The sequence below is a fragment of the Sphaerisporangium aureirubrum genome (assembly GCF_042658925.1).
Classification (GTDB): Bacteria; Actinomycetota; Actinomycetes; order Streptosporangiales; family Streptosporangiaceae; genus Sphaerisporangium; species Sphaerisporangium aureirubrum.
In genome coordinates this window covers 136,771-148,785 of sequence record NZ_JBHSRF010000009.1, presented here as the reverse complement: position 1 = coordinate 148,785, position 12,015 = coordinate 136,771, and the positions used below count along the sequence as shown (strand labels likewise).

Annotated in this window: 7 protein-coding genes; 2 read left to right on the top strand and 5 right to left on the bottom strand. The window is 72.9% G+C overall.

From position 1 onward, the window contains the following. Window positions 1-21: 21 nt before the first annotated feature. Both ACFP1K_RS09805 and ACFP1K_RS09800 read right to left on the bottom strand, forming a co-directional pair. On the bottom strand, window positions 22-1,140 hold the full coding sequence (locus ACFP1K_RS09805; protein WP_380749360.1) for an NAD(P)/FAD-dependent oxidoreductase: 1,119 nt from the start codon (window positions 1,138-1,140) through the stop codon (window positions 22-24). A gap of 50 nt (window positions 1,141-1,190) precedes the next feature. Beyond that, window positions 1,191-1,715, bottom strand: a complete 525-nt coding sequence (locus tag ACFP1K_RS09800) for a hemerythrin domain-containing protein (RefSeq protein WP_380749357.1) — start codon at window positions 1,713-1,715, stop codon at window positions 1,191-1,193. A gap of 113 nt (window positions 1,716-1,828) precedes the next feature. Between ACFP1K_RS09800 and ACFP1K_RS09795 the strand changes: the two genes are divergently transcribed. After that, window positions 1,829-2,293 carry a MarR family winged helix-turn-helix transcriptional regulator gene (locus tag ACFP1K_RS09795; RefSeq protein ID WP_380749354.1) on the top strand — a complete coding sequence of 155 codons (465 nt, stop codon included), beginning with the start codon at window positions 1,829-1,831 and terminating at the stop codon, window positions 2,291-2,293. A 410-nt stretch (window positions 2,294-2,703) separates the two neighbouring features. Next, window positions 2,704-4,317: a sulfatase-like hydrolase/transferase gene (locus tag ACFP1K_RS09790; protein ID WP_380749351.1), complete on the top strand. Its 1,614-nt coding sequence runs from the start codon at window positions 2,704-2,706 to the stop codon at window positions 4,315-4,317. Window positions 4,318-4,468: 151 nt separating this feature from the next. Here the strand turns inward: ACFP1K_RS09790 and ACFP1K_RS09785 are convergent, their stop codons facing one another. From ACFP1K_RS09785 to ACFP1K_RS09775, 3 genes are all read right to left on the bottom strand, one after another. After that, window positions 4,469-5,038: a hypothetical protein gene (locus ACFP1K_RS09785; protein ID WP_380749348.1), complete on the bottom strand. Its 570-nt coding sequence runs from the start codon at window positions 5,036-5,038 to the stop codon at window positions 4,469-4,471. 94 nt (window positions 5,039-5,132) lie between these two features. Then, entirely contained in the window at window positions 5,133-8,426 is a 3,294-nt protein-coding gene (locus tag ACFP1K_RS09780; protein WP_380749468.1) for a UvrD-helicase domain-containing protein, read from the bottom strand. A 151-nt stretch (window positions 8,427-8,577) separates the two neighbouring features. Further along, window positions 8,578-11,985, bottom strand: a complete 3,408-nt coding sequence (locus ACFP1K_RS09775; protein ID WP_380749345.1) for an ATP-dependent helicase — start codon at window positions 11,983-11,985, stop codon at window positions 8,578-8,580. Window positions 11,986-12,015 lie beyond the last annotated feature (30 nt).

Below are 12,015 nucleotides of genomic sequence, written 5' to 3'. Positions count from 1 at the left end.
ACCGGGCCGGGGCTGCTCGCGTCAGCGGGTGGCCGCCTCCGGCAGGCCGAGGGTCTCGGCGAGGCGGCCCACCATCAGGTCGCGGCCCTTGATCTCGGCGATGGTCTCGCCCTCGACGACGCCCTCCACACCCGGGAGCTGGCCCGCGCCGCGGCGCGGGCCGATCGGCACCGCGATGACCGGGGGCATCGGGACGTACGCCACCTGCTCGCCCTCGCCGGTGATGGCCGCGCGGATGTTGCCCGCGACGACCTCGGCCTGCATGCCGGCCCGCCCGGCCATCGGGCTGTCGCGCGCGACGATGTCACCGACCGCGAAGACGTTCTTCCCGCCGGTCACCCGCATCTCGGCCGTGACGTCGATGCGGTTCCCGGGGGTGCGGGCCGGCGCCAGGTCGCCCGTGAGGTAGCCGGTCACGGGCGTGACGCCGTAGCAGCGGAACCAGATGTCGGCGGTGAACTCACCGCCGTCCTTGGTGGCGACGCCGAAGGTCTTGGCCGTGCCGGGCTCCACCGGCGGCTCCTCGCTCAGCTGTCCTCCGAACAGGAGCTCGACGCCCAGCTCGTCCAGGTGGCGGCGCAGCGCGACGCGCAGCTCGGGCATGAACGGGCCGGGGAGGATGTCGTCGCCGAGCTCGGCGATGGTGACCTTTTTGTCCGGCCAGACCTCCTTGATCTCACCGGCCAGCTCGATGCCGACCGGGCCCGAGCCGAGCAGCAGCACCCGGTCGGCGGTGGCGAGGGCCTCGTGCGAGATGCGGTACAGCTCGTGGGCGGCCTCGGTGTCGAAGACGCCGGCCTTGCCGGGGAAGGGATAGCGCGAGCCGGTCGCCAGCACGATGTAGTCGGCGGCGATCTCCTGGCCGGAGCCGAGGACGACGCGCCCGCTCTCGACGGCGACGGCGTGGTCGCGGACCACCCGGCCGTGGGTCAGCAGGTTGTCGTACGGCAGGTAGACCTTGGTCAGCCAGGACGGGTCCACCAGGGCACGCAGGCCCGCGATGCTGTGCTCGAAGGATTCCTTGGGCTCGACGAGCACGACGTCTGCCACGTCGTCGAGCTTCTTGGCGACGGCGACGCCGCCGTACCCGCCGCCGATCACCGCCACTGTGGGCCTGCGCGGCGGCATGGAGTTGCTCATAACGGTCCCCGATCTGGGTCGGTCTATTGGTTGGGGTTCGACGGGCCGGGTCAGAACGGCCAGCTGTGCCAGCCGCGCAGCGTGGGGCCGATCGCCTCTTCCTCGAAGTCGAGGTGGGTGAGGAGGTGGGTGCGCAGGTCGGTCAGCGCCCCGACGAGGTCGTGCCGGGTCGTGGCGGAGGAGTCGCCCGCCTCGCTCAGGTGGTCGGCCAGCGTTTCGATCCGGGTGAGGAGGTCCGCCACCTCGCGGTGGTCGGACTCCAGCCTGTCGACGGTCGCCGACAGCGCCGGGTCGGCGCGGCGCAGCGCGGGGAACAGGGTGCTGCTCTCCAGGCTGTGATGGAGGTGGACCACATGGCAGTAGCGCAGGCAGTTGACCTTGAGCTGCCAGAGCGGGCCGTTGGTCTGGAGTGACCGCACGGCGGCGCCGATGTCGTGAACGGGGGCACCCTCGTCGACCTGCTGGGCGAGCTGGTGCACGAACCGCAGGTCCCTGCGGATCATGTCGTGGATCCACTTCAGCTCGGCCACCAGATGTTCGCCGGGAGCCTCGCTCACATGCCCGGTTTCCGTCATACCGTGGAGGCTAGCATATCGTTGAGAGGCGTCAATCATTTGGTGATACAGGTGATTGAAGAGCATCGGCCATTGAAGCCTGTTGGTGATTGGGAGCGTGTTATGGTATGAGCATGGTGGCCGGATACACGCAGACCCCGAGGACCCTCGATCGGCTCGGGCTGCTCCTGGCGCATCACGGCGCGCACACCAACGCGCGGATCCGCCAGGCACTCACCGCCACCGGGCTCCCGCTACGGCACGCCGTGGCGCTCATGCACCTCTCCGAGGGCCCGATGGGCCAGCAGGCGCTCATCGAGACGCTGGCCGTGGACCCGAGTGTGCTGGTCTCCATCCTCAACGACCTGGAACGCGACGGGCTCGCCGTGCGGCGCCGCGACCCCGCCGACCGCCGCCGCCACATCGTCGAGGTCACCCCGCTGGGCTGCACGACGATGGCCGAGGTGGACCTCGCGTTCTCGGTCGTCGAGAGCGAGATCTTCGCCGGCCTCGACAGCGACGACCTCGCCGCCCTGCGCCGCATCCTCGACCGCATGAAAGAGGGCACGGACGCCGCTCCCTGCACGGCCGCGGACTGACGCCGGCCTCAGGCAGCCCCGCCGCGTCACCCCTCGGGGGCGATCCCGGCGCTCCGAACACCCTCGCCGCGCTCACCAATCGGTGGAAGCCGGCCCGCTCGTGCTCGGCATCCCACCAGAATTCCCTTCAGGAATCCTCCGCGCCCCATCCCGGCGGGGGGAACCGCCGCGTTGGCCCTGTCCACCACCTCTGAACCGGCGGCCGCCGCCACCCGTAGACCAAGTAGGTGCCGCCGACCCCCCGCGACCGGCACCACCCGACCACCCACGAAAGGGCTCTCGGTTTGCCGTTCTTCACGGGCTTTCGCCGGCCGCCATCCACAGGAGGAGCCACCCCGGAGGACGACGCGGCGGCGACCGGCCCCATGGAACCCGCCGGAGCCGCACGCCGCCCCAGAGGATGGCGCGCCGTGGCGAACCCGCTGGTCACCGTCCTGGCCTTCCTCCTGCTGGCGTTCGCCCTGGTCGCGCCGAACCAGCTCGACCTGCTCACGCCGGGAGCGTTCCTGCGCATCCCCGTGGAGGGGCTCCTCGGCGCCGTCCTCGTCCTGGTCCTGCCCGGCCGGGCGCGCCGGGTGGCGGCGGTGCTCGCGGGGGTGGTCCTCGGCCTGCTGGCGATCCTCAAGGTCTTCGACATGGGCTTCTTCACCGTCCTGGACCGCCCGTTCGACCCGCTGCACGACTGGAGCTTCGTCGACGCCGCCGTGGAGTTCCTGAACGGCTCCGTCGGCCACGCGGGCGCGATCGGCGCCATGGCCGCCGCCGCCCTGCTCGCCGTCGCCGTCCTGGCCGGCATGACCTTCTCGGCCCTGCGCCTGAGCCGTGTCGTCGCCCGCCACGGCACCGCGGCCACCGGCACCGCCGCCGTCCTCGGCGCCGCCTGGGTCGTCTGCACCCTGCTCGGCGCGCAGATCGTCCCCGGGGTCCCGGTCGCGGCCCTCGCCAGCGGGCGCCTGCTCCAGATCCCCGCGAGCCTGCGGGACCAGAAGAACTTCGCCGCCGAACTCGCCGTCGACCCCTTCCGCGACGCCCCCGCCGACAAGCTGCTCACCGCCCTGCGCGGCAAGGACGTCGTCCTCGCCTTCGTGGAGAGCTACGGCCGCTCCGCCGTCGCCGACCCCCGCTACGCCCCGAAGGTCGGCGCCGTCCTTTCCGAGGGAACCCGCCGCCTGTCCGCCGCGGGCTTCTCCTCCCGCAGCGCCTTCCTCACCTCCCCCACCGCCGGCGGCGGCAGCTGGCTCGCCCACAGCACCTTGCTGTCCGGCCTGTGGGTCGACAACCAGCAGCGCTACGAGAACCTCGTCAAGACCGGCCGCCTCACCCTCAACCGCGCCTTCCAGCGCGCCGACTGGCGCACCGTGGGAGTGATGCCCGGCGTGACCCGAGCCTGGCCCGAAGGAAAGTTCTTCGGCTACGACCAGGTCTACTCCGCCGAGAACCTCGGCTACCGGGGCCCCCGCTTCAACTGGGGCACCATGCCCGACCAGTACACCCTGAACACCTTCCAGCGCACCGAGCGGACCAAGAAGACCCGCTCCCCCGTGATGGCCGAGATCCCCCTGGTCTCCAGCCACGCCCCCTGGGCCCCCGTCCCCACCCTCGCCGACTGGTCCACCGTCGGCGACGGCTCGGACTTCAAGGCCACCGGCGACTCCCCCGACGTCGTCTGGCGCGACCCCGACCGCGTCCGCAACGAGTACCGCCGCTCCATCGAGTACTCCCTGAACACCCTGATCTCCTACGTGGAGACCTACGGCGACGACGACCTGGTGGTCATCTTCCTGGGCGACCACCAGCCGGCCCCCATAATCACCGGCCCCAACGCCTCCCGCGACGTCCCCATCACGATCATCGCCCACGACCCCGCCGTCATCCACCAGATCACCGACTGGCACTGGCAGCCCGGCATGACCCCCGGCCCCCAGGCCCCCGTCTGGAAAATGAACACCTTCCGCGACCACTTCCTGACCACCTTCAGCCCCGACCTCCACCCCACCCACCTGAAGGCCCACGCGGCCCCGTGACCGCAGGCCTCATCGCGAATCGCCGTGTGACGCGATGGCCGACGGGTAAGATACGACTGCCGCCCCCTGCTAGGGGGAGAGGAAGTGAGCCCGGGTTTACTGCCGGAATTGACAGGACCCCGGGCTTTGCGCTTTCCCCAGGCTGTCCGCTTCACGCGCAGCCGAGCCGGTCGATGACCAGACCGTCGCTAAGGATCTCCAGCAACTCTCCGTGCCCGGTCACCCCGCTCGCGACGACACCGGCGATGATGTCCGGCAGCCAGAGGAGTGCTTCCTTCCGGGGATCCCCCCAGGCCACATGAAGATCGTTCGCCAGCATCCGCCGCGCCCGCAGAGCGTTCACCATGTCCAGATCCTCTTTGTTTCCGGCCGCCCCACGACTTTCCATGATCACGCGATGGACGTCCCGACGGCCGAGCCGCCAGTAAAGCCTCTCCATGCATTTGCGGCGGGCCCGCTTCTGTTTGGATGCCGGCATTTCCGTACCCACGACCGCGATCGTGTCGAGCGACAGGTCGGTGAGGGCGTACGCGATCTCCAGTCGTCGCTTCGGTCCTTCGTCTCGCCAGTGCAGGCGTGGTTGCCTGCCCATCAGCAGTCCCTGAAGCGCCGCGCGGTATGGGGCGGCAGACCGGTCGGGAACCAGAACGGCGGCCAGTACGTAGATTCCGGCTTCTGGACGCATGGACTCGTCGAGATACGCACATGACCCGGAGTTCACGCTCAGTCACGTTAAGCCATCGAAACCGTTGCGTGGGCGGGATTCAACGATGGTGCGGCCCAGGCGCCGCGGTCGGTGTCGCGCCGGTCCTCGATCAGGTGTCGGGGATGAGGGGGACGGATTCGATCAGGTGGGTCAGGGATTGGGCGTCCAGGAGGTCTACGGGGCGGATGGTTTCGTTGGTTCGGACGTAGTGGAAGGCGGCGCTTACCTTGGAGAGGGGGACGGCGGCTAGGTGGGACCAGGCGAGGCGGTACGCGGCTAGTTGGATTGAGGCGGTTTGGGCTGACTTGCCCTTGGGGCGGTGGCCGGTTTTCCAGTCGACTACCACGTAGCCGTCTTCTTCTTTGAAGACGGCGTCCATGCGGCCTCGGATCAGGCGGTCGGCGATCATGGTTTCGAAGGGGATCTCCAGGTCGAGGGGGCGTTTGGTGGCCCAGGGGCTTTCCTCGAAGCGGGTCTGGAGTTCGGTCAGTTCGGTGTCGGCGTCGGTGAGGTCGTCGGAGGCGCCGGGGAGGGACAGGTCGTCGATCAGGCGTTGTTGTTGCCAGCGGCCTTCCAGCCAGCGGTGGAAGGCGGTGCCGCGGCGGGCGAGGGGGGCGGGGCGGTGCGGGAGGGGGCGGCGGATCTGGCGGGCCAGGGCGGCGGGGTCGGCGGCCAGGGTGACCAGGGACGAGACGGTCAGGCGGGCGGGGAGTTCCACGGTGGTGCGGCCTTGGCGGTGGTACTGGTCGCGTTCGCGGAGGAGCAGCTCGGTGTCGCGGGCCCAGGCGCGGACGCGGTCGCGTTCCCAGTCCTTCAGGGGGGGCTGGTCGTCCGGGGCGGTGGCGGTGCCGTCGATGGCGTCCAGGACGAAGTCGGCGCCGCCGCGTATGGCCTCGTAGCGCTCCCCGGCGGGGGCGGCGGGCCACTGCGCGGTGGCGGGCTCGACGAGGAGGGGGTTCACGTCGCCCTCTTCGAGGTCGGGTGCCCAGTGGGCGATCTGGCCCGAGGTCTCGCTGATCTCCAGCAGGAACTCCGACGGCTCCAGCGGACGGGCGGCGGTTCCCCAGCGATAGCCGGAGGCGATCAGCAGGTAGTGCGCCCGGGTGACCGCCACGTACGCCAGGCGCCGTTCCTCCAGCAGGTCGCGGTCCCGGCAGAGCTCCTCGAACTCGGCGAGGTCGTCCTTCTCCAGCCCGGCGAGCCGCGGCAGGTCGGCGTGGTCGCCGCGCAGGGAGTACGGCAGTTTGCGGGGGTTCTCGGTCCAGCGGGAGTTGGTCATGGGGGTGGCGGGGAACATGCTGCCCCTGGCCAGGCCGCCCTTCTGGGTGGTCACCTGGGACAGGCCGGGGATGACGACCACCGGCCACTCCAGGCCCTTGGAGGCGTGCACGGTCATCAGCTTCACGCTGTTGGTCTCGCCGACCCGCCCGGCCTCCAGCCCGAACTCCTCGCTCTCCGCGGCCTGCAGGTAGGCGATGAACGCCCCGAGGGTGGGGTCCTCGGCGTCGCCCGCGAAACGGGAGGCCGCGTCCAGGAAGGCGTCCAGGTCGGCGCGGGCGGTCAGCGGGCCGCCGCCGCGGGCGGCGACCTCGACGTCCAGGCCGGTGCGCCGTTCGATCTCGGTGATCAGGTCGGGCAGCGGCTGGCCCGTGTGGGCCCGCAGCACGCGCAGCTCCTGGGCCATGCGGGGCAGCCGGGTGCGGGCCTTCGGGGAGAAGCGCTCCAGCAGCTCGGGACGGTCCGGCAGCTCGTCGAGGGCGTCGATGAGGCTGCCGCGTTCCTGCGCCATGTCGGCGACGACCTGTTCCAGGGGGTCCTCGGGGCCTGAGCCGCCGCGGTCGGCCACGGTCAGCTCGCGGGCGAGGTCGCCGAGGGCCTTGAGGTCGGCGGGGCCGATGCGCCAGCGCGGCCCGGCGAGCAGGCGGACCAGCGCGTCCCCGGCCGTCGGGTCGTACACCACGCGCAGGGTGGCCACCAGGTCGGCGACCTCGGGCACGGTGAGCAGGCCGCCGAGGCCGACCACCTCGACCGGGATCCCCCTCGCCGCCAGCGCCCGCCGCAGCACGGGGAACTGGGCCCGTTTGCGGGCCAGGATCGCGACGTCCTGCGGCTGGATCGCGGTCACGCCGCCCCAGACGCCGGTCCTGACCTTGTCGCGCAGCCGGTCGCGTTCCCCCTCGCCCCACGGCAGGCCGTCGGGGGCGAACTCGCGGCCCAGCATGCGGGCGACGCCCTCGGCGATCCACTCGGCCTCGTCCTCGGCGGTCTCGTGGAAGGCCGCCACCACGCGGCCCCGGCCGGTGCGGTTGTCGCCGGGCACCAGCACCGGCACCTCGCGGGCCTGCTCGCGCAGCGGCGCCTGCACGCGGGCGGCGACCTCCAGCACGCCCTCGCCGTTGCGGAAGCTGACCGCGAGCCTGCGTACGGCGGCGGGCTCGCCGGACGCCTTGGGGAAGTCGGTGGCGAAGCGGCTCAGGTTGCCCGAGGACGCGCCGCGCCAGCCGTAGATGGACTGGCAGGGGTCGCCTACGGCGGTCACCGGGTGGCCGTCGCCGAACAAGGCCCGCAGCAGGACGAGCTGGGCGTGGCTGGTGTCCTGGTACTCGTCGAGCAGCACGACGGAGAACCGGCCGCGCTCTATGGCGCCGACCTCCGGGTGGCGGTCGGCGATCCGCGCGGCGAGGGCCATCTGGTCGCCGTAGTCGATGACCTCGCGACGGCGTTTGAGCCCTTCGTACTCCTTGACCAGCGGGAGCAGCTGCTCGCGGATCTCCTGGGTGCGGACGGGCCTGCCCTGGGCGAGGGTGGGGCGGGCGGTCAGGCCGTCGAACCGCTGCGCGAGCCACCGGCCGACCTCGCGCACCTCCTCGGGGGTGCGCAGGTGCTCGGCCAGCTCACCGGCCAGCTCCAGGACGGCGGCCGTCACCGAGGGCGGCGCCAGGTCGACGCGGTCCATCGGCCCGTCGTACCCGCCGACGATCCGGGAGGCCATCTGCCAGGCCACGGCCGGGCTGACCAGGCGCATGGTCGGCTCCATCGCCTCGCGCACCGCGTGGTCGGTGACCAGCCGCGCGGCGTACGCGTGGTAGGTGGACACGGAGGGCTCGGCCTCCAGCAGCTCCGCCGGCGCCCGGTCGGTCTCGGCGAGCTGGGTGAGCCGCTTGCGCACCCGCGCGGCCAGCTCGGCGGCGGCCTTGCGGGTGAACGTCAGCCCGAGCACCCGCTCCGGCCGCACCAGCCCGTTGGCGACGAGCCACACCACCCGCCCCGCCATGGTCTCGCTCTTCCCCGACCCCGCCCCGGCCACGACGACCATGGGCTCCAGCGGCGCCTCGATCACCTCCGCCTGCTCCGGGGTGGGCGCCGGTATCTTGAGCAGCTCCGCCAGCTCATCGGCCCCTATGAGCGCGGGCCGCGCGCTGTTGCTCGGCGAAACCTCCTCGTCCCCGGCCTCCGTCGGGCCTAGCAAAGCCCGCTCCCCGCCGTACGACGGCGCCGGCCTCGCCGTGCCGGGTGCTCGACGATGCGGTGCGGTGTCGCGGTAGGGGAGGCGGTCAGCACACCTGGCCTCCGGATTCGTTCACCGGGCAGCTGACCCTGGCGACGCAGGTGCGGCAGCCGTCGTTCACCTGGGCCACGAAGACGCCGGCGGCCATGCCGGTGGCCACGGTCTCGACCATCTCTTCGGCCCACTGGGGCTCGGGGTCGTCGGACAGCGCCTGCTGGCGTTGTTCGCGGGGGTCCTTGCCCGCGGCCTTGCCCACCTGGACCAGCGCGGCGCCGCCCGGCTCGGTCAGGCCGTGGCGTTCGAAGGCCCCCAGCAGGGTGGCCAGCTGGTAGACGCCCAGCTGGGGGTGGCGGTCCAGGTCGGCGTCGGAGGGCTTGGTGGTGCCGGTCTTGATGTCGATGATCACGGCGCGGCCTTCGCCGTCGCGTTCCACGCGGTCCACCCGGCCGCGGATCTGGACGCCCTCCGACAGGACGGCGGTGAAGGACTCCTCCACGCCGACCAGTTCCCGGGGGTTGTTCTCGTGCCAGGTCAGGAAGCGGCCCACCATCTGCTCGGCGACGACCCGCTGTTTGCGGTTGAACCACACGCCGCCGAAGTCGAGCTCGTCCCAGACCTCGTCGAGCCGCTTGCCGAGCTCGTCGGCGGCCCGGCCGGCGGTGGCGAGTGCCGCGAGGGCGTGGATGACGCTGCCCAGGCTGCGGGACATGTCGGTGCCAGACGCCCCGACGGCGGTCTCCAGCAGCCAGCGCAGGCCGCACTTGCTGAAGTTCTCCACCGCCGAGGGCGACACCCGCACGATGTTCTCCGGCCAGCTCAGCGGCCGGTCGTCGGACAGGGTGGTGAGGGCGTACCACTCGTCGGGGTGCGCGCCGGGCACGCCGGCCCGGGCGAGGCGGGCCAGGTGGCCGGCCGCCGCCCTGCGCACCGGCTCGGGGCGGGTGCCGTCGCACACGGCGGCCCGCAGGTCGGCCACCAGGGCGGACATGCTGAGCCACCGGGCACGCTCGTCGATCGCGGCCTCCTCGACGGCGCCGGGCAGCAGCTCGCCCAGGAACCGCGACGGCCGTTCGTCGGTGTCCTCGCCGCCGACCGCGGTGACCACCAGGCGCCGTCCGGCCCGGGTGGCGGCGACGTAGAACAGGCGCCGCTCCTCGGCCAGGAGCTTGGAGGCGAGCGACGCGGCGGCGGCGTCGGTGGCGTCGGGCACCGAGCCGTGCGCCACCTCGACGAGTTCGTCGATGCCGAGCAGCGAGCCGCGCAGCCGCAGGTCGGGCCACACCCCCTCCTGCACGCCGGCGACCACGACCACCTCCCACTCCAGCCCCTTGGACCGGTGGGCGGTCAGGACGCGCACGGCCTCGGCGTCCGGGGCGTGCGCGGCCAGGGTGTTCGCGGCGATCTCCTGGGACGCCAGGTCGTCCAGGAAGACGCCGGGCCCGGCGTGCGGGAGGCGGTCCACGAAGCGGGCCGCCTCGTCGAACAGCGTCACCACGGCGTCGAGGTCGCGGTCGGCCTGCGCCCCCCGGTGGCCGCCCGCCACGCTGGCGTCGGTCCACCGGTCGGCCAGCCCGGACGCCTGCCAGATCTCCCACAGCACCTCTTCCGGGGAGTCGCCCCGGCGCAGGGACTCGCGGGCCACGCCGATGAGCTTGGCGACCCGCTCGGCGGGCACCGCGATGTGCGGCTCGACGGGGACCAGCTCACGGACGTCGCGGACGGCGGCCACCAGCAGCTCGTCGGACGTGCGGGCGGGCAGCGGCAGCGTGCCGTCGTCGGCCGCCGCGGCCTCCAGCTCGGCGGCGCGCAGCGCCCGGCGCAGCCGCCGCACCCCGATGGTGTCGGTGCCGCCGACGGCGCCGGTGAGCAGTTCCTCGGCCGTGACGACGTCCAGGGTGGACGGGCGCAGCGCCACGCGCAGCACGGTGATCAGCGGCCGGACGCCGGGCTCCTGGCTCAGCGGCACCTCGTCGCCGTTGACGATGACCGGCACGCCCGCGGTGATCAGGGCACGGCGCAGCATCGGCACCTGGCGCTCGGCCGAGCGCACCAGGACGGCCATGCGCGACCAGGGCACGCCTTCGAGCAGGTGGGCCCGCCGCAGCGTGTCCGCCACCACGGCGGCCTCCTGCGTCTCGCTGTCGGCCAGCAGCACCCGCACCTCACCGGGATCGGCGTCCGGCACGGCCACGAGCCCCCGGTGGTTCTCCCCGCTGAAACGCCCGGAACCGCCGGCCCCGTTCGCGCCACCGGCACGACCCACGCCGCCGGAGGGGCCCGCGCCACCGGTCCCGTTCGTCCCCGCGGGCCCTTCCGTGCCGCCCGGAGTGCCCGTACCGGTCTCGGTGCCCGGGGTCGCCCAGTCGAGCAACGGCCAGTCGGGCTCGCCGAGGACGCCGGCACCGGCCGTGCCCGCCGGTTCGGGGGTGGCGGACGGCATGGGCGGGACGGGGAGGCGGGCGGCGACGCGGCGGGAGGCGGTGAGCAGGTCGGGGCCGCTGCGGCGGCAGACGCGCAGGGCGATGACGGGGGCCTCGCCGCCGCCGGCGGTGCGGAAACGGCGGGGGAAGTCGAGGATGCCGCGCACGTCGGCGCCGCGGAAGCCGTAGATCGACTGGTCGGGGTCGCCGACCGCGACCAGGTCGCGGCCGTCGCCGGCGAGGTGGCGCAGCATGGCCTCCTGCGCCGGGTCGGTGTCCTGGTACTCGTCCACGAACACCACGTCGTACGCCGCGCGCTCGCGCCGCCGCACCTCGCTCCCGGCGAGCAGGCTCGCGGCGGCGCGGATCAGCTCGGCGTAGTCGAGGGTCGGGGTGGGGTCCAGGTCGAACCGGTCGGCGTAGCGGTGGGCGAAGTGCCCCGCCGCCACCCAGTCGAGCCTGCCGTGCTGCCGGCCGAGTGCTTCGAGGTCGTCGCCGTCCAGCCCGCGTTCGGCGGCCCTCGCCAGCAGGTCGCGCAGCTCCTCGGCGAACGCCCGGGTCTTCAGCGGCTCGCGCATGGGGGACGGCCAGTGGGGCGCGCCGTCCTCAAGCTCGCCGTGCAGCAGGCGCCGGATCTCCAGCAGCTGCTCGGGGCCGGTCAGCAGGCGCGGCGGCTGCTCGCCCGCGAGCACGGCCTCGCGGCGCAGCAGCGCGTAGGCGTACGCGTGGAAGGTGAGCGCGAGGGGCGTTCTCGTGGTGCGCCGCATGCGGCCGGTGATACGCTCGCGCAACTCCTGAGCCGCCTTGCGGCTGAAGGTGAGCACGAGCACCCGCTCGGGGTCGGCGCCGCGCCGCTCCACGCGGTCGACGACGCTCTCGACGATCGTGGTGGTCTTGCCGGTGCCGGGGCCCGCCAGCACGAGCAGCGGCCCGCCCTCATGGGCCACCACCGCCCGCTGGTGCTCGTCCAGCGCGGGAGGCGACGTGCGCCTCTCAACTCCCCGCCGCACCAGCCGGTAGGTCTGACCACTCACAGCACGCTATTCCACCAGACCACACCCGAA

What these genes read in the sequence shown, in the direction of transcription:
- ACFP1K_RS09805 (WP_380749360.1), bottom strand. Translation starts at nt 1,140, where the DNA reads ATGAGCAACTCCATGCCGCCGCGCAGGCCCACAGTGGCGGTGATCGGC.
- ACFP1K_RS09800 (WP_380749357.1), bottom strand. Translation starts at nt 1,715, where the DNA reads ATGACGGAAACCGGGCATGTGAGCGAGGCTCCCGGCGAACATCTGGTG.
- ACFP1K_RS09795 (WP_380749354.1), top strand. Translation starts at nt 1,829, where the DNA reads ATGGTGGCCGGATACACGCAGACCCCGAGGACCCTCGATCGGCTCGGG.